The organism is Brevundimonas sp., assembly GCF_052436175.1.
Lineage (GTDB): Bacteria > Pseudomonadota > Alphaproteobacteria > Caulobacterales > Caulobacteraceae > Brevundimonas.
This window is the reverse complement of sequence record NZ_JBQVNM010000005.1, coordinates 53,578-75,931: the sequence shown is the minus strand read 5'-3', so window position 1 is coordinate 75,931 and position 22,354 is coordinate 53,578. Positions and strand designations below refer to the sequence as shown.

Annotated in this window: 20 protein-coding genes and 1 tRNA gene; 11 read left to right on the top strand and 10 right to left on the bottom strand. The window is 68.1% G+C overall.

All coding sequences use genetic code 11. The annotated features are described in order from the left end of the window. From bamA to lpxB, 7 genes are all read left to right on the top strand, one after another. Window positions 1-2,312 (top strand): outer membrane protein assembly factor BamA (bamA, locus tag ACT6QK_RS02560; RefSeq protein ID WP_444596243.1); only part of this gene is annotated, 2,312 nt, incomplete at its 5' end. Between the two features lie 43 nt (window positions 2,313-2,355). Continuing rightward, the gene (locus ACT6QK_RS02555; protein ID WP_444596242.1) at window positions 2,356-2,949 is read left to right on the top strand and encodes an OmpH family outer membrane protein; all 594 of its coding nucleotides are present in this window, start codon (window positions 2,356-2,358) and stop codon (window positions 2,947-2,949) included. Between the two features lie 17 nt (window positions 2,950-2,966). Further along, window positions 2,967-3,977: a UDP-3-O-(3-hydroxymyristoyl)glucosamine N-acyltransferase gene (gene lpxD, locus ACT6QK_RS02550; protein ID WP_444596241.1), complete on the top strand. Its 1,011-nt coding sequence runs from the start codon at window positions 2,967-2,969 to the stop codon at window positions 3,975-3,977. A 24-nt stretch (window positions 3,978-4,001) separates the two neighbouring features. Next, window positions 4,002-4,490 carry a 3-hydroxyacyl-ACP dehydratase FabZ gene (fabZ, locus tag ACT6QK_RS02545; protein ID WP_444596240.1) on the top strand — a complete coding sequence of 163 codons (489 nt, stop codon included), beginning with the start codon at window positions 4,002-4,004 and terminating at the stop codon, window positions 4,488-4,490. Then, window positions 4,490-5,278: an acyl-ACP--UDP-N-acetylglucosamine O-acyltransferase gene (lpxA, locus tag ACT6QK_RS02540; RefSeq protein WP_444596239.1), complete on the top strand. Its 789-nt coding sequence runs from the start codon at window positions 4,490-4,492 to the stop codon at window positions 5,276-5,278. The genes fabZ and lpxA overlap by 1 nt, the downstream gene beginning before the upstream one ends. After that, window positions 5,275-6,108 (top strand): UDP-2,3-diacylglucosamine diphosphatase, encoded by an 834-nt coding sequence (lpxI, locus tag ACT6QK_RS02535; RefSeq protein ID WP_444596238.1) that lies wholly within the window; start codon window positions 5,275-5,277, stop codon window positions 6,106-6,108. Before lpxA ends, lpxI begins: the two co-directional genes overlap by 4 nt. Continuing rightward, complete coding sequence (lpxB, locus tag ACT6QK_RS02530) at window positions 6,105-7,265, top strand: lipid-A-disaccharide synthase (protein ID WP_444596237.1); 1,161 nt, start codon at window positions 6,105-6,107, stop codon at window positions 7,263-7,265. The genes lpxI and lpxB overlap by 4 nt, the downstream gene beginning before the upstream one ends. A 59-nt stretch (window positions 7,266-7,324) precedes the next feature. On the opposite strand, the gene gltA is transcribed toward lpxB, so the two are convergent. Beyond that, entirely contained in the window at window positions 7,325-8,617 is a 1,293-nt protein-coding gene (gltA, locus tag ACT6QK_RS02525; RefSeq protein WP_444596236.1) for a citrate synthase, read from the bottom strand. Between the two features lie 242 nt (window positions 8,618-8,859). Between gltA and ACT6QK_RS02520 the strand changes: the two genes are divergently transcribed. Further along, entirely contained in the window at window positions 8,860-11,025 is a 2,166-nt protein-coding gene (locus ACT6QK_RS02520) for a ComEC/Rec2 family competence protein (RefSeq protein WP_444596235.1), read from the top strand. A gap of 171 nt (window positions 11,026-11,196) precedes the next feature. On the opposite strand, the gene lexA is transcribed toward ACT6QK_RS02520, so the two are convergent. The 5 genes from lexA to ACT6QK_RS02495 all read right to left on the bottom strand — a co-directional run bounded on the left by lexA (window position 11,197) and on the right by ACT6QK_RS02495 (window position 14,499). After that, window positions 11,197-11,880, bottom strand: coding sequence for a transcriptional repressor LexA (gene lexA, locus ACT6QK_RS02515; RefSeq protein ID WP_444596234.1), 684 nt, complete (start codon window positions 11,878-11,880; stop codon window positions 11,197-11,199). Between the two features lie 86 nt (window positions 11,881-11,966). After that, window positions 11,967-12,039: transfer RNA gene (locus tag ACT6QK_RS02510), tRNA-OTHER, on the bottom strand. A 27-nt stretch (window positions 12,040-12,066) separates the two neighbouring features. Then, window positions 12,067-12,858, bottom strand: coding sequence for an indole-3-glycerol phosphate synthase TrpC (gene trpC / locus ACT6QK_RS02505; protein ID WP_444596233.1), 792 nt, complete (start codon window positions 12,856-12,858; stop codon window positions 12,067-12,069). Continuing rightward, window positions 12,855-13,898: an anthranilate phosphoribosyltransferase gene (trpD, locus tag ACT6QK_RS02500; RefSeq protein WP_444596232.1), complete on the bottom strand. Its 1,044-nt coding sequence runs from the start codon at window positions 13,896-13,898 to the stop codon at window positions 12,855-12,857. The genes trpC and trpD overlap by 4 nt, the downstream gene beginning before the upstream one ends. 10 nt (window positions 13,899-13,908) lie before the next feature. Beyond that, window positions 13,909-14,499: an anthranilate synthase component II gene (locus ACT6QK_RS02495; protein ID WP_444596231.1), complete on the bottom strand. Its 591-nt coding sequence runs from the start codon at window positions 14,497-14,499 to the stop codon at window positions 13,909-13,911. Window positions 14,500-14,603: 104 nt separating this feature from the next. Between ACT6QK_RS02495 and ACT6QK_RS02490 the strand changes: the two genes are divergently transcribed. Beyond that, a complete protein-coding gene (locus ACT6QK_RS02490) occupies window positions 14,604-14,798 on the top strand; it encodes a peptidoglycan-binding protein (RefSeq protein ID WP_444596230.1) in 195 nt (64 codons plus the stop codon). Window positions 14,799-14,801: 3 nt separating this feature from the next. Here ACT6QK_RS02490 and ACT6QK_RS02485 read toward each other — a convergent pair whose 3' ends face one another. From ACT6QK_RS02485 to ACT6QK_RS02475, 3 genes are all read right to left on the bottom strand, one after another. After that, on the bottom strand, window positions 14,802-14,969 hold the full coding sequence (locus ACT6QK_RS02485; protein ID WP_444596229.1) for a hypothetical protein: 168 nt from the start codon (window positions 14,967-14,969) through the stop codon (window positions 14,802-14,804). Between the two features lie 85 nt (window positions 14,970-15,054). After that, window positions 15,055-16,590, bottom strand: coding sequence for an anthranilate synthase component I (gene trpE, locus ACT6QK_RS02480; RefSeq protein ID WP_444596228.1), 1,536 nt, complete (start codon window positions 16,588-16,590; stop codon window positions 15,055-15,057). Beyond that, complete coding sequence (locus ACT6QK_RS02475) at window positions 16,587-18,497, bottom strand: peptidyl-prolyl cis-trans isomerase (protein WP_444596227.1); 1,911 nt, start codon at window positions 18,495-18,497, stop codon at window positions 16,587-16,589. The genes trpE and ACT6QK_RS02475 overlap by 4 nt, the downstream gene beginning before the upstream one ends. A gap of 178 nt (window positions 18,498-18,675) precedes the next feature. Here ACT6QK_RS02475 and tpiA point away from each other — a divergent pair, with 178 nt between their 5' ends. Together tpiA and ACT6QK_RS02465 are read left to right on the top strand one after the other, a co-directional pair. Further along, entirely contained in the window at window positions 18,676-19,422 is a 747-nt protein-coding gene (tpiA, locus tag ACT6QK_RS02470) for a triose-phosphate isomerase (RefSeq protein ID WP_444596226.1), read from the top strand. Between the two features lie 182 nt (window positions 19,423-19,604). Continuing rightward, window positions 19,605-21,755, top strand: a complete 2,151-nt coding sequence (locus tag ACT6QK_RS02465) for a sodium-translocating pyrophosphatase (protein ID WP_444596225.1) — start codon at window positions 19,605-19,607, stop codon at window positions 21,753-21,755. 100 nt (window positions 21,756-21,855) lie between these two features. Here the strand turns inward: ACT6QK_RS02465 and ACT6QK_RS02460 are convergent, their stop codons facing one another. Next, window positions 21,856-22,344, bottom strand: a complete 489-nt coding sequence (locus ACT6QK_RS02460; protein WP_444591708.1) for an outer membrane protein assembly factor BamE — start codon at window positions 22,342-22,344, stop codon at window positions 21,856-21,858. Between the last annotated feature and the right edge of the window lie 10 nt (window positions 22,345-22,354).

The window sequence follows — 22,354 nt, the reverse complement described above, 5'->3', positions numbered from 1 at the left end:
AGCCGGCCCCGCTGCAGGGCGCCCCGGCCGCCCCCGCTCAGCCGGCTCCCGCTGCGGCGCAGCCCGACAGCGGCGTCGTCAATCGCATCCTGGTGCGCGGCAACCAGCGCATCGACCAGACGACGGTCCTGTCCTACCTGCCGATCCAGCCCGGCGACACGGTCGACGCCGCCCTGCTGGATGTGGCCCTGCGCACCCTGACGCGTACGCAGCTGTTCGCGGACGTGCAGATGGGCCTGCAACCCAACGGCGACCTGGTCATCACCATCGTCGAGAACCCGATCATCAACCAGGTGGTGTTCGAGGGGAACAGCGCCCTCAGCCTGAAGAAGCTGACCGACGAGGTCACCCTGGCCCCGCGCGGCATCTACACCCGCGCCAAGGTGCAGGAAGACGTCGGCAAGATCATCGAGCTCTACCGTCTGTCGGGCCGTATCTCCGCGACCGTCACGCCCAAGCTGGTGCAACTCGATCAGAACCGCGTCGATGTGATCTTCGAGATCGACGAGGGCCCTGAGACCGGCCTGCAGGCGATCACCTTCCTCGGCAATCGCGCCTTCTCGGACTCGGATCTCCGCGAAGTCATGGTGACGAAGCAGTCGCAGTGGTGGCGGCTGTTCAGTTCCAACGACAACTACGACCCGAACCGGCTGGACTATGACCAGCAGCAGCTGCGCAAGTTCTACACGAACCGCGGCTACTACGATTTCCGCATCATCTCGGCCGTGGCCGAGCTGAAGCCCGACGACAGCGCCTTCGGTCTGACCATGACGGTCGACGAGGGCGATCGCTACAACTTCGGCGAGATCAAGGTCGTCACCCAGAACAGTCGTCTGAACGCGGACTTCCTCGAGCTGCTGATCCCGATCAAGTCGGGCCAACTCTACGAGAGCGACAAGATCGAAAGCTCGGTGGACGCCCTGACCTTCGCGGCGGGTTCGGCCGGCTATGCGTTCGTCGACATCAAGCCCAGCTACAAGGCCAATCCCGAAACCGACACCGTCGATGTCACCTTCAACGTCAGCGAAGGACAGCGGGTCTACATCGACCGCATCAATGTCGTCGGCAACACGCGCACCCTGGACTCGGTCATCCGTCGCGAACTGATGGTGACCGAGGGCGACGCGTTCAACCGCGCGCTGCTGGAGCGCTCGCGCAACAACCTGCGCGCCCTGGGCTTCTTCAAGGACGTCACCGTCGATGAGACGCGCGGTTCCGCGCCCGACCGGTCGGTCGTCAACGTCACCCTGACGGAACAGCCGACGGGCGAACTGTCGGTCGGCGCCGGGTTCAGCTCGGTCGACGCCTTCGTCGTCAACCTGGGCATCACCGAACGGAACTTCCGGGGTCGCGGCCAGAACGTGGTGGCGCGCGCCGAGTGGGGCTCACTGCGTCAGAACATCGACTTCCGCTTCACCGAACCGCGCTTCCTGGGCCGCGATCTGGGGGCGGGCTTCGACCTGTTCCACTCGCGCTATGACTTCCAGGAAGAGTCGTCGTTCGACTACCGCTCGACCGGGGCGGGCCTGCGTCTGTCCTATCCGATCAACGGCTACACCCGTCTCAGCACCCGCTACTTCATCAAGGACGACGAGATCATCGTCCCGTTCGGCTATTGCAGCAGCGGCGGCTCGGGCTCGAGGGCGCTGTGCGAACAGGTCGGGGCGTCGCTGAACTCGTCCGTGGGCTACACCCTGGCGATCGACCGTCGCAACGACCCGATCCGGGCCACGCGTGGCTGGGTGGGCACCTTCCGTCAGGACTTCGCGGGCATCGGCGGCGACGTGAACTATGTGAAGACCGAGGCGGACGCGACGGTCTACTACGGCATTCGTCCGGAGTGGATCGTCAGCCTGCAGGCCTCGACCGGCTATGTCAGCGGCTGGCGCGGGGATGCGGTTCGCATCAACGACCGCTTCTTCAAGGGCGGCAACAGCTTCCGCGGGTTCGAGACGGCCGGTATGGGTCCACGCGACCTGCTGACCAGCGACGCCCTGGGCGGCAATTTCTATGCGGTCGGCAGCCTGGAGCTGACCCTGCCGAACTTCCTGCCGGAGCAATATGGCATCAAGAGCTCCCTGTTCGCCGACGTCGGCACCCTGGGCGTGCTGGATGATCGCTACAAGATCACCTCGACCGGCGTCATCGACAACAACATCGTCGCCGACATGTCCCTGCGGGCCGCCGCCGGCGTCAGCATCCACTGGAAGTCGCCGATGGGGCCGATCCGTTTCGATCTGTCCCAGGTTCTGGCCAAGGAAGACTACGACAAGACCGAAACCTTCCGCTTCTCGACCTCGACCCAGTTCTAACGTCCAACCCCCTTGGTCCCTCCGGACCGTCTGAAGGCTTGATATGAAATCGTTCGTCATCGGCGCCGTTGCGCTGGCTTCGCTCGCGGCCACCGCCGCCAACGCCCAAACCGCCCAGGCGCCGGCCAATCCGGGCCCGGTGATCCCCGGCGTCTGCGTCTTCTTCAACCAGCAGGTTCTGGCCCAGTCGGCCGCCGGCCAGGCCGTCCAGGCCCGCATGCAGCAGCTGGCGACCGAGGTGGACGGCGAGCTTCAGCCCTACGCCACCACCATCCAGACCGAAGCCCAGGCCTTGCAGGCCGGCGCTTCGACCATCCCTGCCGCTGATCTGCAATCGCGCCGCACGGCCCTGCAGCAGCGCGCACAGGAAGCCCAGCAGCTGGAACAGACCCGCACCGCCGAGCTGCGCTACACCCTCGCCGCCCAGCGCGAGCGGATCGCCCAGGCGCTCGAGCCCCTGCTCATCACCATCTATCAGGAACGCGGCTGCGGCATCATGCTGGACCGTGAGAGCGTCTTCATGATGAACCCGGCCATGGACGTGACGCCTCTGGCGATCGAGCGCCTGAACGCCGCCCTGCCGACCCTGACCTTCAACCGCATGCCGGTTCCGGTTCAGGCGCCGGCGGCCCAGTAAGACCGGAGATCGGGCGCATGGCGACGCCGGACGCCCGGTTCTTCGAAACCCTCTCGCCGATCTCCGTCGCGGACCTCGCGGCGCGGGTCGGCGGCGAGGTGTTGCGCGGCGGGGATCGGATGATCGTCCATGTCGCGCCTCTCGGGTCTGCGGATGGGCAGGCCGTTTCATTCCTTTCGGATCGCAAGTTCGTCGCCGCCCTGGCCGTGACCGGCGCCGGATGCGTGATCGTGCCCCCGTCTGCGGCCGAGCAGGTCCCGGCCGGTAGCGCTGTCATCACGTCGAAAGAGGCTCAGGCCGCCTGGGCGCGCGCCTCCATCGCCCTGCATGCCGCGCGTCGGCTGGACGAAGCCGAGACACGGGCAAACGCCTGCGAGGACGCCAGCGTCGTTCTGGAGCCCGGGGTCGTGGTCGGCCTCGGCGCCAGGATCGGTCGCGGAACGCGCATCGGCGCCAACACCGTCATCGGGCCGGGCGTCCAGATCGGCCGGGATTGCGAGATCGGCTCGAACGTCACGATCGGCTTCGCCCTGATCGGCGACCGGGTGAAGGTCTATGCGGGCGCGCGGATCGGCGAGGCCGGCTTCGGCGCGGCGGGCTCGAGCGTGGGCGCTGTGGATATTCCCCAGCTCGGCCGGGTGATCCTGCAGGACGGCGTCACCGTCGGCGCCAACACCTGCATCGACCGGGGCGCCTATGACGACACGGTCATCGGCGAGAACACCAAGATCGATAATCTGGTCATGATCGGCCACAACTGCGTCATCGGCCGAAACAACCTGATGGCGGCCCACACCGGCATCTCGGGCTCGGTGACCACGGGCGACAATGTCATGTTCGGCGGCCGCGCCGGGGTCGGCGACCACATCACCATCGGCACGGGCGCACGCGTCGCGGCCGGCGGCGGCGTCCTGGCCGACATTCCGGCGGGCGAGACCTGGTCCGGCTATCCGGCCAAGCCCATCCGTCAGTCCTTGCGCGAAGCGGTCTGGCTCGCCAAACAGGTGACCCGAAAGGCGCAATCATAGGCGCCGGAGACAAGGCGAAGGCCCATGAGCGACACTGAGACGGCTGGTGCGGTGACCGGCGAGACAATCGACTACGCCGAGGTCATGCGGCGCCTGCCGCACCGCTATCCCTTCCTGCTTGTCGACAAGGCCGAGGACTTCATCGCCTCGACCTCGATCACGGGCGTCAAGAACGTCACCCACAACGAGCCCTTTTTCCCGGGTCATTTCCCGATTGATCCGGACATGCCGGTCGTCCTGATCGTCGAGGCCAAGGCCCAGACCGGCGCCTTGCTCATGTCCAAGAGCCTGGACGTCGCGGTCGAGGGCAAGGTCATCATGTTCATGTCGATCGACGGCGTCCGGTTCAGGAAGCCCGCCCGGCCCGGGGATCAGTTGAAGATGAAGGTGGTGGTGACCCGCCAGCGGGGCGACATCTTCAAGTTCCGGGGCGAGACCTTCATCGACGACAAGCTGGCCGCCGAGGCCGAGTTCGCGGCCATGGTCGTCACCGTCGATTCGCCGGTCAGCTGATGGCCTCGATCCACCCCAGCGCCATCGTTGATCCGTCCGCCGTCCTGGCCGACGACGTGATCGTGGGCCCCTGGAGCACGGTCGGGCCTAGCGTGGAGCTCAAGGCCGGGGTCATGCTGGTCAGCCATGTGGTGGTCCAGCAGGACACGACGGTCGGGGAGCGCACGGTCATCCACCCCTTCGCCGTGATCGGCGGTGATCCCCAGCACAACGGGTACAAAGGCGAGCCTGTCCGGCTGGAAATTGGATCGGACAACTCCATTCGCGAGCACTGCACCTTCAACCGGGGCACGCCTCAGGGCGCTGGCGTCACCCGTGTCGGCTCCAACAACCTGTTCATGACCGGCGCCCACGTCGGCCATGACGCCGTGGTCGGGAACAATGTCGTTATGGCCAATAACGCCACTCTGGGCGGCCATGCGCGGATCGGCGACAAGGTCTTCCTCGGCGGCCTGTGCGCCGTGCACCAGAACGGCCGGGTGGGGCAGGGCGCCATCGTCGGCGGTCTGGCGGCCGTGACGCGCGACGTCATTCCCTATGGCTCGGCCTGGGGCAACCATGCGCGGCTGCACGGGCTCAACCTGATCGGGCTGAAGCGCAAAGGCTATGGCAAGGACGCGGTGCGCCGCCTGCTGGCCGCCTATCGGGACCTGTTCGAGGGGGCGGGGACCTTCGCCGAGCGGGTCGAGGCGGTGGCGGGCGACTATGCCGACCTGCCCGAGATCATGGAGATCATCGCCTTCATCCGCGAGGACGGCAAACGTCCGCTTTGCCTGCCCGGCGAATGACAGCGCCCAAACTGGCCCTGATCGCCGGCGGGGGCGACCTGCCGATCTCGGTGGCCGAACGCTGCGAGGCCGAGGGGCGTGAGCTCTATGTCGTGCGGCTGGACGGGTTCGCCGATCACCGGCTGGCGCGCTGGCCCGGCGACGACTTCGGCATGGCCCAGATCGGCGCGATCCTGAAGGCCATGAAGGCAGCCGGGTGCCGCGTGGTTTGTCTGGCGGGGAACGTCAGCCGGCCCGACTTCAAGACGCTGAAGCCCGATTTCAAGGGCGCGACCCTGTTGCCTGGAATCGTCAAGGCCGCCAGTCAGGGAGACGACGCCCTGCTGCGCAAGATCCTGTCGGTGTTCGAGGCTGAGGGCTTCGCGGTCGAAGGCGCCGACGACATTCTGGGCGGAGAGACGCTTCCGGCCGGGGCTCTGGGCGTTGTCCAGCCGACCCCCGATCAGATGGCGGACCTGAGGAAGGCGCTGCATGTGGCGGAAAAGTCGGGCGAACTGGATGTCGGGCAGGGCGCCGTGGTCTGCGACGGTCTGGTCCTCGCGGTCGAGGCGCAGGAGGGCACGGACGCCATGCTGCACCGGGTTGCGGGCCTGTCTCAGGACCTGCGGGGCCGCGCGGGCCATTTGAAGGGCGCGCTGGGCAAGGCGCCCAAGCCCATCCAGGACCTTCGCGTCGACATGCCCGTGATCGGCCCGCGCACGCTGGAACTGGCCGCTACCGCCGGTCTGGCGGGCGTCGGCGGGTTCGCCGGGCGGCTGATCCTGATCGACCGGGCCGAGCTCATCGCCACGGCCGACCGGCTGGGCCTGTTCGTCTGGGGTGAGGCGTGAGCCGGCCGTTGAAGATCATGCTGGTCGCGGCCGAGGCTTCGGGCGACGCGCTCGGCGCCGGTTTGGCTCAGGCGCTGCGGAAACGATTGGGTGACACCGTGACCTTCGTCGGCGTCGGCGGGCCGAAGATGGCGGCCGAGGGTGTCGTCAGTCCTTTCGACATCGCCGAACTTTCCATCCTCGGCTGGATCGAGGGACTTAAAGCGTACGGGTTGGTCAAGCGGCGTGTGGCGGACACCGTGGCCTTGGCGCAGCGCGAACGACCGGACGCCGTAGTGCTGATCGACAGCTGGGGTTTCACCATCCGGGTAGCCAAGGCGATCCGCGCGGTCCTGCCGGATGTGAAGCTGATCAAATACGTCGGGCCACAGGTCTGGGCGTCGCGTCCTGGCCGCGCGAAGACCCTGGCGGCGTCGGTGGATCACCTGCTGGCCCTCTATGCCTTCGACGCGCCCTGGTTCGAGAGGGAGGGGCTGGCCACGACCGTGGTGGGATCGCAGGCCCTGCACACGGACATGTCGCGCGCCGATGCCGCAGCTTTCCGGGCGTCGCGGGGCATCGCATCCGACGCCGACCTGCTGCTGGTCCTGCCGGGCAGCCGGCCGTCCGAAATCCGGCTGATGACCCCGGTCTATGAGGGGGCGGTTCGGCGGCTGAAGGCGGCGGATCCCAAGCTGGAGGTCGCGGTCGTCCTGGCCGGAACCGTGGCCGACGATGTGGCGGCCCGCGTCGCCGCCTGGCCGTTCCGTGTGCATCTGGTGACCGAGGCCGACAAGTATGCGGCGATGAAGGCGGCGACCGTGGCCTTGGCCACCAGCGGCACGGTCTCGACCGAACTGGCCATCGCGGGCGCGCCCATGGTCATCGGCTACCGCTTCCAGCCCCTGTCCTACGCGATCATGAAGCCCTTCTTCACGGGCAGGTTCGCCACCCTGTTCAACCACGCCGCTGATCAGGAGATCGCCCGCGAGCTGATCCAGACGGACGCCACCCCCGAAAAGGTCGCGGCCGAGGTCGGGCGCCTCCTGTCCGATCCCGCCGCCCGTGCGAACCAGTCGGAGCGCCAGACGGCGGCGCTGGAGAAGATGGGACGCGGTCCGGCCGATCCGTCGGAGCTGGCGGCGGATGCGGTGCTGAAGGTTCTCGGCGTCGCCTGAGCCAAACAGAAACGCCGGGGCGAAACCCCGGCGTTTTGCATTCTTGAGATCGAAGCCGATCAGCCGCGCTGGCTGATGGGGGTGTAGTCGCGTTGCGTCGGGCCCGTGTAGAGCTGGCGCGGGCGGCCGATCTTCTGCGAGGGGTCGCCGATCATTTCCTGCCACTGGGCGATCCAGCCGACGGTGCGGGCCAGGGCGAACAGGACGGTGAACATCGAGGTCGGGAAGCCCATCGCCGACAGGGTGATGCCCGAATAGAAGTCGACGTTCGGGAACAGCTTGCGCGAGGTGAAGTATTCGTCGTTCAGGGCGACCTTCTCCAGCTCCTTGGCGACCTGGAACAGGGGATCGTTCTCGCGGCCCGTGGCGGCCAGCACCTCATAGGCGCTTTCCTGCATGACCTTCGCGCGCGGGTCATAGTTCTTGTACACACGGTGGCCGAAGCCCATCAGCTTGTATTTGCGGTCCTTCACGCCCTGGATGAACTCCGGAATCTTGTCCGGGGTGCCGATTTCCTTGAGCATCGTCAGGGCCTCTTCGTTCGCCCCGCCGTGCGACGGGCCCCACAGGCAGGCGATGCCGGCGGCGATGCAGGCGAACGGATTGGCGCCCGACGAACCTGCCAGACGGACCGTCGAGGTCGAGGCGTTCTGCTCGTGGTCGGCGTGCAGGGTGAAGATGCGGTCCATGGCGCGCACCAGAGCCGGGTCGATGTGGTAGTCCTCGGCCGGAACCGCGAAGCACATGCGCAGGAAGTTCTCGGCGTAGCTGAGGTCGTTGCGCGGCGACACGAAGGGCTGGCCGATGTGGTATTTGTAGGCCCGGGCGGCGATCGTCGGCATCTTGGCGATCAGGCGGATGGCCGAGATGTTGCGCTGCACCGGATCATGGATGTCCAGGCTGTCGTGGTAGAAGGCCGACAGGGCGCCGACGGTGCCGACCATGATCGACATCGGGTGGGCGTTACGGCGGAAGCCCTCGAAGAAGCGATCGAACTGGGCGTGCAGCATCGTGTGCCGCGTGACGGTCTCCTCGAAGGCCGCATACTCCGAGGCCGTCGGCAACTCGCCGTGCAGCAGCAGGTGGCAGACCTCCAGGAAGTTCGACTGGGAGGCCAGCTGGTCGATCGGATAGCCGCGGTGCAGAAGGATGCCCGCGTCGCCGTCGATATAGGTGATGGCGCTCTCGCAGGCCGCCGTGGAGGTGAAGCCGGGGTCGAAGGTGAAGGCGTCGGTCGCGCCGTACAGCTTGCGGATGTCGATGACGTCCGGACCGATCGAACCGGACAGGACCGGCAGGTCGATGGAGGTTTCACCGAGGGTGAGGGTCGCGGATTTGACGTCGTCGCTCATTGTAGCCCCTTCGCAAAGGTGGGGTCCGTGCCGGGAGACGCCGGGCCCCATTATCGTTGTGCAAAACCACTTAGTCTGTTGCGGCGCATCATCCAAGCGCCTGAGACCATCGTCGGGGGCAAAGCGGAGCATTCCAACCCACGCGCGCATCTGATCTGAAGGGGTGACGCGGGTCCGAGCTTGTATTTTCGGACTTTTCCAGCGCTACTACAACCTCATCGCGATCCGGAGGGGGCCGTCGCGTGACCACGAAAATTGACGCGACAGCGGCCGAAGATCGGCCCGACTTGAAGGGCCTGGTCCAGATTTGGGCGTCCTTGAAGGCCGAGACGGGCCGTCAGGGGCTGCGTTGGCGCCTGTGGGCGCCCGTCGCCTTCGGGGGCGGTTGCGCGATCTATTTCAGCCTGAAGATCGAGCCTCCCCTTTGGCCCTTGCTGGTCGCGGCGGTTCTCGCTTCAGGAGTCTGGGGCGTCGGGCGACGGCTGGGGGCGGGGCGGCGGGTCACCCTGCCGCTGATGCTCATCGCCTGTCTGGCGGCAGGACTGGCGGCCGCGAAGGTGCGGACCGAGCGTGTCGCCGCCCCCATCTCCCCGGCCATGGCGGAACCGACGGTGCTGGAGGCCTGGGTGGTGGACGTGGACAGCCCGGGGCAGCGCGGCGCCCGGATCGTCGTGGCGCCAGTGTGGGTCCGTGGCCTGCCGCCGGAGGATACGCCGATCCGGCTTCGCGCCACGGTGAAGGGCGAGCCGCCGAGGCCGGGCGAGGCCGTGCGGCTGTTCGCCATCCTGAACCCGCCGCCGCCGCCCGCCGCGCCCGGAGCCTATGATTTCGGCCGCAACGCCTTCTTCGCCGGGATGGGCGGGGTGGCTTTCGCGCTGGGCGAGACGCGGCCGGCCGTGCTTGACCCGCCGCCCGCCGGATTGCGGCTGATGATGAAGATCAACGCCGTCCGCTTCGCTCTGGCCGAAAGGATCGTCGCCCGTTTGGGGCCCCGCACCGGAGGCGTGGCCGCCGCCATGGTGACGGGTCATGAGACCTGGATCGGGCAGGAGGATCTGGACGCCATGCGGGATTCTGGACTGGCCCACATCCTGTCGATCTCGGGGCTGCACATGGCCGTGGTCGGCGGTTTCGTGTTCTTTTCCGTTCGGCTGGGCGTGGCGGCCTGGCCCTGGCTGGCCCTGCGGGTGTCGGGCAAGAAGGTCGCGGCCTGGGCCGGGTTGATCGCGGTCGGGACCTATCTGGTGATCTCGGGATCGCCGCCGCCGGCCGAGCGGGCGGCGATCACGGCCTCCATCGCCTTCATCGCCATCCTGCTGGATCGACAGGCGATCACCATGCACGCCCTGGCCGTGGCGGCCCTGATCGTGCTGGCCTTCCAGCCCGAGGCCATCGTCACGCCCGGATTCCAGATGTCCTTCGCCGCCACGGCCGCCCTGGTGGCCTTGGTCGAGGTCTGGCCGCGTCGGCCGCGCGAGATTTCAGCGCCCCTGCCTATCGTCGCGGTGCAGAGATTCGGCGGATGGATCGTCGCCGCCTGCGCCGCCAGTCTGGTGGCGGGCCTCGCCACAGGGCCGTTCGCCATGCAGCATTTCAACCGGACGGCGGTCTATGGGCTGGTTGCGAATCTGGCGACCTCGCCGGTGGCGGACTTCATCATGATGCCGGCCTTGGCCTTGGGAGCCCTGCTTGAGCCCGTCGGTCTGGGTGCGCCCTTCCTCTGGATCGCGGGCAAGGGGATCGATCTGATGCTGGCCATCGGCCACTGGACGGCGGGGTTGCCGGGCGCGGTGAAGACGGTGGCGAGCGCGCCCGACTACGTCTTGCCGATCGCCTTCATCGGCATCCTGATCGTCTGTCTGTGGCAGGGGAGGCTGCGCTGGCTGGGCCTGCCGCTGGCGGCGGCGGTGCTGGTCTGGCCCCGGGCCCCGACGCCCGACCTGTGGATCGGGGACGGCGGAACGAACGCGGCCTTCCATCTGGGCGATCAGGCCGTCGTCGTGCGGCCCGGCGTCCGGGAGTTCGCGGTCGAACTCTGGTCACGACGGCGAGGGTTGGAGATGACGCCGCGCCCGGCCGAGGGCTGGACCTGTACCCGCTTCTCCTGTGCCCCCGGAGTCGAATCGGCGAGCCCTGTCGCCCTGTGGTGGGGGAGGCGGGCCCCGTCGGCCGAGGCGCTGGCCGGCCTTTGCGGTTCCGCCGCCGTGGTCAGCAGCCGGGCGGTTCTAACGGCCCTGCCGCGCGAATGCGATGACCGGCTGGTTCTGGACGGCGTGGATTTCGCGCGGGGCGGGGCGGTCGAACTGTGGCGCGACGGGTCCACCGGCTGGCGGGCGACTTGGACTTCGGACGTGCGTGGCGACCGTCCCTGGACGCGGGTGGCCGACCCGGAGGCGCCGGAGGGGTGAGCAGCCTTTGAAGTTCCGTCATCCTCGGACTTGATCCGAGGATCGGATTGTCCGGACAATCGACAGTCTGGGTGTCGCACCGTCCGCGCGTCGAACCGGACGCACAATGCGCTGGACCGCTGATCCTCGGATCAAGTCCGAGGATGACGGAGCGGGGTTTGAGGGAGAACCTCAGTGATACCGGCGGATCAGGCCGACCAGCTTGCCCTGGACCTCGACCTGGTCGGGACCGAAGATGCGGGTCTCATAGGCGCGGTTGGCGGGCTCCAGGGCGATGGAGCCGCCCTTCTTGCGCAGGCGCTTGAGCGTGGCTTCCTCGCCCTCGACCAGGGCCACGACGATCTCGCCGGAGTTGGCGGTGTCGCCGCGTTTGATGACCACCAGATCGCCGTTCAGGATGCCGGCCTCGATCATCGAGTCGCCCTCGATCTCGAGCATGTAGTGGTCGCCCGAGCCGAGCATGGATTCCGGCACCGGATAGCGCTCCCGCTCATGCTGGATGGCGGCGATGGGCGTGCCGGCGGCGATCTTGCCCAGGAGAGGCAGTTCGCGGGTATCGTTGGCGGGCGTCACGGCGACCGGACGGCCGCCGTCGACGACCTCGGGGCGGAAGACGCCGCGACCGCGCACCGGCGTGGCCTCGTCCGGCATGCGGGTGACCTCCAGCGCGCGGGCCCGGTGGGCCAGGCGGCGGATGAAGCCCCGCTCTTCCAGCGCCGTGATCAGGCGGTGGATGCCCGACTTGGACGCCAGATCCAGCGCCTCCTTCATCTCATCGAACGACGGGGAGACGCCGGTCTCCTGAATCCGTTCGTGGATGAACATCAGGAGTTCGTGCTGCTTCTTGGTGAGCATGGCGGGGAATCATCCAGAACAAGGCGTGAACCGTTGCCGATGTTCTGTAAGTGTTCTTCGCTAATGTCAACTTAACGACGTTGGGCAGGAACGGGCGGGACTTGAACCACACCTCTCCGGCAGCGAGGCCGTTGCACTATCCAGATATGCTACCGTTCCCGCCAGTATCGTATCAGAGGTTGGGGCCTAAGCCATGAGCAACCGCGTCGCAGCCTCGACGTCGTCCTGACGCATCAGGCTTTCGCCGACGAGAACGGCCTGGGCATGGGCTTCGGAGACCCTCTGGACGTCTTCGGGCGTGAAGATGCCGCTCTCGGCCACCAGCAGGGCCTTGACCGGACTGAGCATCGACAGGCGTTCAGTCGTTTCGAGATCGACCTCGAAGGTCTTGAGCGAGCGGTTGTTGACCCCGACCAGATCACCGCCGAGGCGGCAGGCGCGGGCCATCTCGGCCTCGTCGTGGGTCTCGATCAGGGCGTCCATGCCGAATCGTCCGGCCTCGGCCAGCAGTTCGGCGGCCAGACCGTCGTCGATCATGGCGAGGATGACGAGGATGCAGTCGGCGCCGAGGGCGCGGCTTTCGGCCACCTGCCAGGGATCGACGAGGAAGTCCTTGCGCAGGCAGGGCAGGGCGACCGCTTCGCGCGCGGCGGCCAGGAAAACGTCGTCGCCCTGGAAGCTTGGGCCGTCGGTCAGGACCGAGAGGCAGGACGCGCCGCCGCGTTCATAGGCGCGGGCCAGGGCCGGCGGATCGAAGTCGGCGCGGATCAGCCCCTTGGACGGGCTGGCCTTCTTGATTTCGGCGATCAGGGCGGGCCGGCCGGTGGCCTCGACGTGGTCCTCGAGCGCGGCGCGGAAGCCCCGGGGGGCGGAGACGGCGGCGGCGGCGGCTTCCAGATCGGACAGGCTGCGGATGGCCTTGCGGGCGGCCACTTCATCGCGCTTGTAGTCGGCGATACGGGACAGGATGTCGGTCATTGCGGCTCCACTTCCTCTTCCGGGGCGGAGGTGATGCGGGCCAGGGCGTTGAGGGCGGTGCGGGCGTGGCCTTCATCGATGGCCCGTGCAGCCTGGGCGACGCCATGCGTCAGATCGTCCGCCTTGTCCGCGACGACGAGGGCGGCGGCGGCGTTCAGCAGCACGATATCGCGGTAAGGGCCGGTCGCGCCGTCCAGCAATGCGGTAAGAGCCAGGGCGTTGGTCCCGGCGTCGCCGCCGCGCAGATCCTCGATCGAGGCGCGCGGCAGGCCGGCCTCCTCGGGCGAGACGGTGAAACGCCGCACCGCGCCGTCGCGCCATTCGGCGACCTGGCTCTCGCCCGTGGTCGTCAGCTCATCGAGGCCGTCGCCGTGGACCGTCCAGGCGCGCACGGCGCCGAGCCGGCCCAGGACCTCGGCGAGGGGCTCCAGCAGGCGCGGGTCATAGACCCCCATCAGCTGGCGTTTCGCAGACGCTGGATTTGAAAGTGGGCCCAGAAGATTGAAAACCGTGCGGAAACCGATCTCGGCCCGCACCGGCCCGACGTGACGCATGGCGCCGTGGTAGGCGGGCGCGAACAGGAAGGCGATGCCGGCCTCGTCCAGCGCCTGACGCTGTTTCGTCTGGCCCGCCGTCAGATCAACGCCCAGCACCGACAGGACGTCCGAGGACCCGGACTTGGAACTCATGGCGCGGTTGCCGTGCTTGGCCACCTTCACGCCCGCGCCGGCCAGAACAAGGGCCGAGGCGGTGGAGATGTTGAAGGTGTGAGCCCCGTCGCCGCCGGTGCCACAGGTGTCGATGACGTCGTAGGGGTGATCGAGTGTCGCGGCGGCGTCGCGCATGGCCTGGGCGAAGGCGGCGATCTCCTCCACCGTTTCGCCGCGCATGCGCAGGGCCGTGACCGCGGCGGCGACCTGGGCGGGCGTGGGCTCGCCACGCAAACAGGCGGCGAAAAAGTCGTGGGCCTCGTCCGACGACAGGACCTGCCCGTCGATCAGTCGCGCCAGCAGGGGCTTGAAGCCGCCGTCCGTCGTCACCCGCGCGCCCTCAAACGATCGCGAGACGCCGAACGCCCGCCAGGTTGAGGAAGTTGGCCAGCATGTCGTGACCGTGCTCGGTGGCGATGGATTCGGGGTGGAACTGGACCCCGTGGATCGGCCGGGTGCGGTGACGCAGGCCCATGATTTCGCCGTCCGCCGTCCAGGCGGTGACCTCCAGCGCCTCGGGCAGGGTTTCGCGCTCGACGGCCAGCGAATGATAGCGGGTGGCGGCGAAGGGCGACGGCAGGCCGGTGAACATGCCCTGACCCTCATGCAGGATCGGCGAGGTCTTGCCGTGCATCAGGGCCTTGGCGCGGATGACGTGGCCGCCCATGGCCTGACCGATCGCCTGATGGCCGAGGCAGACGCCGAGAATCGGCATGTCCAGCGGGGCCGTGTCGATCAGGGCGAGGCAAATGCCCGCCTGATCGGGCGCGCAAGGCCCGGGCGACAGAAGAACAGCCTCGGGCTTCAGCGCCCAGGCTTCCTCGGTCGTGAGATCGTCGTTGCGCACGACGTGCGTCTCCGCGCCCAGTTCCGCGAGGTAGTGGACGAGGTTGTAGGTAAAGCTGTCGTAGTTATCGACGACGAGGATCATGTCCGGGTCTTTAGGCCGTGCGGCGGCGCGGTGCAAAGGGCGGCGCGCGGAAACCGCACGTTAACCGGCCCAGTCCCAGATCGGAGCTCGTCCCGGAGCGCCGCATGACCTCGGCCCACAATCAGATCACCGCCGCCCGAACCCTGCTGGTTGAGGAGCCGGAGAGGCCCGGCCAGCCCGTGGCGGCGCTCGGGGCAGCGTTCCTTGCGGCCACGGCAGCGGTTCTGATGGCGGGTGTCGTCGTTCTGGGGCCGGGCTTCACGATCGACGAGACGACCTGGGCCGCCCCGCCGCGATAGGCGTCAGAACCAGCCGGCCTGGTGGGCGAGGAATCCGCCGAGAACCAGGGCAAAGACAATCACCACACCGGTGATCGACAGGCCCAGCACACTGGTCATGCCCGGAATGTTTTCCGCTTGACGGGCTTCCTCAGTCGTTTCCTCGACAACGGGTTCGTCCTTGACGTCCATGATCCAGCATTCCTGTTTTCGATGCAGGAGGAACGGTCAATGCCAAGGTTCGATCCATCGCGGACCGCCGGCGTGACGAGAGGCCTCAGACGACGCCGGACGCATTGAGCGGCGCGCCGAGCTCGAATCGCCAGGCGTCCTGGGCGGCCCGCATGGGGGCGCGGGCCTTGGCGCAGGTCTCGGCGTACTCGGCGGCCGGGTCGGAGTCGGCGACGACCCCGGCGCCCGCCTGGACAAAGACCTGACCCTGCGTGAACATGGCGGTGCGCAGCACGATGCAGATGTCGGCCTCGCCGCCCGCCGAGATATAGCCGACGCCGCCGCCATAGCCGACGCCGCGCTTGGTCTGCTCCAGCTCGTCGATGATCTCCATGGCCCGCACCTTGGGCGCCCCGGAAAGGGTGCCGGCCGGCAGGGCGGCCAGCAGGGTGTCGACGGCGTCCAGCTTCGGGTCGGCCTTGCCGATGACGTTGGAGACGATGTGCATGACCTGGCTGTAGCTTTCGACCACGAAGCTCTCGGTCACCTCGACCGTGCCGGGGACCGAGACCCGGCCGACGTCGTTGCGGCCCAGGTCCAGCAGCATCAGGTGTTCGGCCCGTTCCTTTGGATCGGCCAGGAGTTCGGCCTCCAGCGCCCGGTCGGCTTCGGGGGTGGCACCGCGCCCGCGAGTGCCGGCCAGCGGGCGGATGGTGACGCCGCCGTCCTTGAGCCGGACCAGAATCTCGGGGCTGGATCCGGCCAGCTGGAAGTCGCCGAAGTTCAGATAGAAGAGATAGGGCGAGGGGTTCTGACGCCGCAGGGAGCGATAGAAGGCGAAGGGCTCGCCGGTCCACGGCGCGCTGAAGCGGTGGCTGAGCACCACCTGAAAGATGTCGCCGGCCCCGATGTAGTCCTTGGCGCGGCCCACCATGCCGTCGAAGGCGGTTTCGTCCACCGGGGAGGCGAAGGTCGGGGTCTCGACCGGCTGGGGCGCGGCGCGGCCGAGCAGGGGCTGGCGCAGGCGATGTTCGAAGTCGTCCAGTCGCGCCTGGGCGGCGGCCCAGGCCCTGGACGGCTCGACGCCTGAGTCCGGATAGGCCGTGGACACCATCACGATCTCGCGGCGCACGGAATCGAACATGGCCACAAGCGACGGGCGCGTGAGAACCGCGTCCGGCAGGTCCAGGGGGTCGGGGTTCGGCGCGCCCAGCGGTTCCAGCAACCGCACCATATCGTAGCCGAAGACGCCGAACAGGCCGGCGGCCATCGGCGGCAGTTCACCCTCTGATGTGGCGGTCAGATCGAACCTGGTGGCCGCGATCAGGGCGCGCAGGCTTTCCAGCGCGGGCAGGGGTTCCGGCGAGAACCGTTCGGCCGCGATGTCCCCGCCGCGTGCGATCTCGGCCCGGCCGTCACGGCACCGCCAGACGACATCCGGGTCGAGGGTGATGATCGAGTAGCGGCCGTTGAGCGCGCCGCCCTCGACCGATTCCAGCAGGAAGGCGTGGTTCCGTCCCAGCCCAACCTTGAGATAGGCGGAGACCGGGGTTTCAAGATCGTCGATCAGGCGGCGAACCACCACCTGGGGCCGGCCGTCGGCCAGGCCCCGGGCGAAGCCGTCGTAGGCGTCCGTGGTCACGGCGCCGGCGTCGTCGGAGCGTCAGGCGCCGTGACGCCGAGGGCCTGCAGCGCGATGACGGGGTCGTTGGTGGCCTTGACCTTGGCCATCGCGGCCGTGGCCAGCTGTTCAGCCAGGGCATTGCCGATCTGCGGGGCAAGGCGCAGGCGAACCTGTTCGGCGGGCGCGGCGGCCAGAACGGGCGAGGCGGCGTGGATCGCATCCACCCGTCCCACGACGAAGGCGTCGGCGGCGGTCTGGCCCGAGAAGACCTGGCCACGCCCCTGGCCGAACAGGCCGCGCAGGACGCCCTGACCGATGGCGTTCTGGGCGTCCGGGGTCTGGGAGACGGCGGTGCGGGTCACCAGGGTTGCGCCGGCTGAGGCGGCGACGGCGGCGATGTCCTTGCCGCCGCGCACCTGGGCCGCCAGTTCCTCGGCCTTGGCCGACAGGCGACGGGCGTTCTCGCGGCGGGTCCACTCCTGGGCCAGAGGGGCGCGGACCTCGGCCAGGGTCGGCATGGCGGCCGGCATGATGTCGTCCAGGCGCAGCACGAAGTACTGGCCCTGGCCGGCGTCGATGACGTCGCTTTCGCCGCCCTTGGACAGGGTCGTGGCGGCCTGCAGGATCTGCGGGGGGGCGTTCATGGGCTGACCGTCGGGCAGTTTGCCGTCGGCGGTGAAGGGCGGCAGCTTGATAATACGGGCGCCGATCTGGGCGATGGCCTGATCCAGCGTCTTGCCCTCGTTGCGGGCCTTTTCATACTGCTCGACGCGCGAGAAGACCTTGGCCTTGGCGTCTTCTTCGCGCAGTTCCGCGATCAGGGCCGGACGGGCGCTTTCGAGCGTGGCTGCGGCGCCGGGCGTGACGGACGTCAACCTGGCGACGGTGAAGCCGACGCGGCCCTGGATCGGATCAATGACCTGGCCGGGCGTGGCGGCGAACACGGCGGCGGCGACGGCCGGATCGGTCACTGCCGAGCGCGGGGTGGCGTTGAAGTCGGCGGGCTGAACGCCGCCGTTGGCCTGACCGGCGGCGGCGGGCGTCTGGCCGGCGCGCAGGGCGGCGGCGATGCGATCGGCGGCCGCCTTGGTCGGCGCCGTCAACGTGACGAAGGTCCGGGTTTCCGGCTTGGACAGGGTGTCCTTCTTGAAGTTGAAGCGCTCGACGATCCGCTCCTCGGCGATCGGGGCGGTGGAGGCGGCGCCGTCGCTGAACAGGACCACCGAGGCCATGCGGAACTCCGGACGACGCAGTTGGGCGGCGTTCTCGTTCATGAAGGCGGTGAGCTGGGCGTCCGTCGGAGCGCCGACGGCCGGGACCATGGAAGACGTGACCTCGAACCAGCGCCCGTCGCGGGTCTGCATCGCGCCGGCCGCCATCAGGGCGCCGTAGATGCGGGGGAGGCGGACCCCGGCGGTCACGCCGGAGCCGAAGTGGGAGATGATCTCCTGATCGCGGAATTCCTGCTCCAGCTGCGCGGGTGTGACGTTCTGCTGGGCCAGCAGGTTGCGATACTGGTCCTCGTCGAACTTGCCCGAGACCTGGTTGAAGAAGGCGGGCAGGGCGCGGATCTGCTTGATGATCAGATCCTTGCCGGGACGAATGCCCGCATCCCAGGCCCATTCCAGCAGGCCCAGGCGGCGCGTGGTCATATCGAGATAGGCGATGTGCTGGTTGGCCTTGACCAGATCCTCGGTCGAGACGGCCCTGCCTTCCTGCTCGGCGGCGGCGGTGCGCACGCGCTCGAATTCCTGGCGGAACTGAGCCTGATCGACGCTGCGGCTTCCGGCGCTGACGACATGCTTGGGCCCCAGATTCGAGAAGACATCCATCTGGGCACCGGTGAAGACGACAGCGAAGCCCACCAGCACGAGCAGGCCGACGGCCCATTTGGAGCGGGCGAAGTTACGGAACAGGGAGATCATTCGGTCGGACCTGGAAATCTGGGCGGCGAGTGCAACGCCGTCCCGGCGTATAGGCAGGGCGTGGCGGCGCGGCAAGCGGCCGGGCGGTCGGTTGAGCCTGCGATCAGGCCCACGCCTCTGGATCAGGGGATTGCGGCGACAGCTTGGCTTCCCGCGCGGGCTTGGTTAGGAGGGCCGAATGAAACAATCCGTGAAGTTGATCGTCGGCAACTGGAAGATGAACGGCCTGGGCGCCGATCTGGCCGAGGCCCTGGCGCTCGGCGCGGCCTTGCAGGCTTCTCCGGCCAGGGCGCGCGTCGGCGTCTGTCCTCCGGCGACCCTGATCGAGCGGCTGTCACGCGCCGTCGGAAACACGATCGAGGTCGGGGGGCAGGACTGCCACGCGGAGCCGGCGGGCGCCTTCACCGGATCGGTCTCGGCCGCCATGCTGGCCGACGCCGGGGCCAAACTGGTGATTCTCGGCCACTCGGAGCGTCGGGCCGCGTGCGGTGAAACCGACGCAGATGTCGCCGCCAAGGTCGACGCCGCCGTGGCGGCCGGGCTGGAGCCGATCGTCTGCGTCGGCGAAACCCTGGCCCAGCGTGAGGCGGGCGAGGCCGTAGAGGTCGTCAGCCGCCAAATGGCCGGGTCCGTCAGCGACGCCTTGAAGGGGCAGGCCTTCGCTGTCGCCTATGAGCCCGTCTGGGCGATCGGCACGGGCCTGATCCCGACGCTGGAGCAGATCGAGGCGGTCCATCGCGCGGTCCGGGCCGCGCTGATCGCGCGCCTCGGCGACGACGGCCGGACGGCGCCGATCCTGTACGGCGGCTCGGTCAAGCCCTCGAACGCCGCCGAAATCCTGCATGCGGCGGAGGTCGGCGGAGCCCTTGTCGGCGGCGCCTCGCTGAAGGCCGAGGACTTCCTCGGCATCATCCGGGCGGTTTGAGGCCTTCCTGCCCGCATATCGCGGTGTTGCGTCGGTTCGCCGCATTTGGCACGGTTCCATCGACTCCCGTCTGGGCGCGCTGATGCGTCCGAGGCGCACGGGGGGGATCGGTCGCCTCACAGAGGTCTGAAGACCCGGAAGCGAGCGAGCCGTGCGCCATTCACAAGGGCATGGAAACGCCAATGCATATCTATCTGACGCTCGCCTTCGCGGCCGGCGTTCTGGGCGTACTTTATGGTGCGATCCAGACCGGGGTGCTGATGAAGGCCGGCACCGGTAACGACCGAATGCGAGAGATCGCCGCCGCCATCCAGGAAGGCGCCTCCGCCTATCTGAAGCGGCAATACACCACCATCGGCATCGTGGGCGTGGTCATCCTGATCGCGGCCTGGCTGCTGATCGGCCCCTATGCGGCCGTGGGCTTCCTCGTCGGGGCGGTCCTTTCGGGGGCGGCAGGCTACGCGGGGATGCTGATCTCCGTCCGGGCCAATGCCCGCACGGCCCAGGGCGCGTCCGAGAGCCTGTCGCGCGGTCTGGACCTCGCCTTCCGCTCCGGCGCCATCACCGGCATGTTCGTGGCCGGCGGCGCCCTGATGGGCGTGGCGGGCTACTATATCGTCCTGACGGCGCATATGGGTCTGGAGCCGACGAGCCGCGAGGTCATCGACGGTCTGGTGGCCTTGGGCTTCGGCGCGTCGTTGATCTCGATCTTCGCGCGTCTGGGCGGCGGCATCTTCACCAAGGGCGCCGACGTGGGCGGCGACATGGTGGGCAAGGTCGAGGCCGGTATCCCCGAGGACGACCCCCGCAACGCCGCGACCATCGCCGACAACGTCGGCGACAATGTCGGTGACTGCGCCGGCATGGCCGCCGACCTGTTCGAAACCTATGCGGTGACTATGGTCGCCACCATGGTGCTGGCGGCGATCTTCTTCCGCGCCCAGCCCTATGTGGACGTGATGATGCTGTTGCCGCTGGCCATCGGCGGAATCTGTATCGTCACCTCGATCGTCGGCTCGATCTTCGTGCGCCTGGGCAAGTCGAAGAACATCATGGGCGCCCTCTATCAGGGCCTGATCGTCACCGGGGTGCTGTCGGCGATCGCGGTCTGGTGGATCATCAAGCAGTTGGTGCCCGGCGCGGTGGAAACCTCCGGCGGGCTGCTGATCCAGCCCATGAACCTGTTCTGGGCCGGCATGGTCGGTCTGGGCGTGACGGCCGCCATCGTGGTCATCACCGAATACTACACCGGCTCGAACTTCCGGCCCGTGCGTTCGGTGGCCAACGCCTCGGTGTCCGGTCACGGCACCAATGTGATTCAGGGACTGGCCGTGTCGCTGGAATCCACGGCGCTTCCGGCCCTGGCCATCATCGTCGGCATCGTCGCCAGCTTCCAGCTGGCGGGTCTGTTCGGCATCGCCATCGCCACCACGACCATGCTGGGCGTGGCGGGCATGATCGTCGCCCTGGACGCCTTCGGCCCGGTCACCGACAACGCCGGCGGCATCGCCGAAATGGCGGGCCTGCCGTCCGAGGTGCGTGAGAAGACCGACGCCCTCGACGCCGTGGGCAACACGACCAAGGCCGTCACCAAGGGCTACGCGATCGGTTCGGCCGGTCTCGGCGCCCTTGTGCTGTTCGCCGCCTATACCGAGGACCTGAAGTTCTTCTCGGCCGAGGCCCAGCCGGGCAGCTTCTTCTATGGCCTGGGCCAGGTCGCCTTCGATCTGACCAACCCCTATGTCGTGATCGGCCTGCTGTTCGGGGGGCTCTTGCCCTTCCTGTTCGGCGGCATGTCGATGACGGCCGTGGGGCGCGCGGCCGAATCGGTCGTGGCCGAGGTGCGCCGCCAGTTCCGCGACAACCCCGGCATCATGACCTTCGATGTCAAGCCGGACTATGCGCGGGCCGTCGACATCCTGACGAAGGCGGCGATCAAGGAGATGATCGTGCCGTCGCTGCTGCCGGTGCTGTCGCCGATCGTCCTGTTCGTGGTGGTGCTGTTCATCCAGCCGTACAAGGCCAACGCCTTCGCCGCCCTCGGCGCCATGCTGATGGGCGTGATCGTCACCGGCCTGTTCGTCGCCATCTCGATGACCTCGGGCGGCGGCGCCTGGGACAACGCCAAAAAGGTGATCGAGGAAGGCTTCACCGACAAGAACGGCGTCGTCCACGGCAAGGGGTCGGAGGCGCACAAGGCCGCCGTCACCGGCGACACGGTCGGCGACCCCTACAAGGACACCAGCGGTCCGGCGGTGAACCCGATGATCAAGATCACCAACATCGTCGCCCTGCTGCTTCTGGCGGTGCTGGCGAGCGGCAAGATCGTCTGATCGGCATCCCGGATTGCGGCGACGCCGCTTCCGGGATGACAAAAGAGAACGCCCCGGAGATCACTCTCCGGGGCGTTTCGATTCTGTGCTGAGCCGAAGCCTAGTCCGGGCGGCGTGCGCCGGGGTCGTCGTCGTCGCGCGGCAGCTGGCCGCGGGCGACGTTGCCCAGGAGTTGCTCAAGGATGGTCAGCTGGCGACCACGGGTCGGGGTCTCACGGCGCTCCATGGCGACCTGGACGCCGTCGTCGAGGCCCAGGGTGCGGACGCCCGCAACCTTCCCGTCTGCCTCGTTGAAGGTGATTTCGGTGACGCTGCGCTGGGACACCTTGGCCTGCTGGTAGGTGTACCGCTCGGTCGTCTGGGTGATGTAGTACCAGACGTGGTCGCCCTCGAAGACCGAGGTGGTCGAGGGCGTGCCCAGGCGCGCCAGGACGGTTTCCTTGGTGTCCGTGCCGGCGACGACGTCCGCGGGCTTGGCGTCGATGGCCTGGAAGCCGTGCTGGCCGATCACCGGCGCACAGGCCCCGAGGGCGCCGGCGCTCAGGACCACGAGGGCGGCCGCACCGAAAAGAGGAGCGTAACGGGGCATGAAACAGTCG

What these genes read in the sequence shown, in the direction of transcription:
- ACT6QK_RS02555 (WP_444596242.1), top strand. Translation starts at nt 2,356, where the DNA reads ATGAAATCGTTCGTCATCGGCGCCGTTGCGCTGGCTTCGCTCGCGGCC.
- lpxD (WP_444596241.1), top strand. Translation starts at nt 2,967, where the DNA reads ATGGCGACGCCGGACGCCCGGTTCTTCGAAACCCTCTCGCCGATCTCC.
- fabZ (WP_444596240.1), top strand. Translation starts at nt 4,002, where the DNA reads ATGAGCGACACTGAGACGGCTGGTGCGGTGACCGGCGAGACAATCGAC.
- lpxA (WP_444596239.1), top strand. Translation starts at nt 4,490, where the DNA reads ATGGCCTCGATCCACCCCAGCGCCATCGTTGATCCGTCCGCCGTCCTG.
- lpxI (WP_444596238.1), top strand. Translation starts at nt 5,275, where the DNA reads ATGACAGCGCCCAAACTGGCCCTGATCGCCGGCGGGGGCGACCTGCCG.
- gltA (WP_444596236.1), bottom strand. Translation starts at nt 8,617, where the DNA reads ATGAGCGACGACGTCAAATCCGCGACCCTCACCCTCGGTGAAACCTCC.
- lexA (WP_444596234.1), bottom strand. Translation starts at nt 11,880, where the DNA reads ATGCTCACCAAGAAGCAGCACGAACTCCTGATGTTCATCCACGAACGG.
- trpC (WP_444596233.1), bottom strand. Translation starts at nt 12,858, where the DNA reads ATGACCGACATCCTGTCCCGTATCGCCGACTACAAGCGCGATGAAGTG.
- ACT6QK_RS02495 (WP_444596231.1), bottom strand. Translation starts at nt 14,499, where the DNA reads ATGATCCTCGTCGTCGATAACTACGACAGCTTTACCTACAACCTCGTC.
- ACT6QK_RS02490 (WP_444596230.1), top strand. Translation starts at nt 14,604, where the DNA reads ATGACCTCGGCCCACAATCAGATCACCGCCGCCCGAACCCTGCTGGTT.
- ACT6QK_RS02485 (WP_444596229.1), bottom strand. Translation starts at nt 14,969, where the DNA reads ATGGACGTCAAGGACGAACCCGTTGTCGAGGAAACGACTGAGGAAGCC.
- ACT6QK_RS02475 (WP_444596227.1), bottom strand. Translation starts at nt 18,497, where the DNA reads ATGATCTCCCTGTTCCGTAACTTCGCCCGCTCCAAATGGGCCGTCGGC.
- tpiA (WP_444596226.1), top strand. Translation starts at nt 18,676, where the DNA reads ATGAAACAATCCGTGAAGTTGATCGTCGGCAACTGGAAGATGAACGGC.
- ACT6QK_RS02465 (WP_444596225.1), top strand. Translation starts at nt 19,605, where the DNA reads ATGCATATCTATCTGACGCTCGCCTTCGCGGCCGGCGTTCTGGGCGTA.
- ACT6QK_RS02460 (WP_444591708.1), bottom strand. Translation starts at nt 22,344, where the DNA reads ATGCCCCGTTACGCTCCTCTTTTCGGTGCGGCCGCCCTCGTGGTCCTG.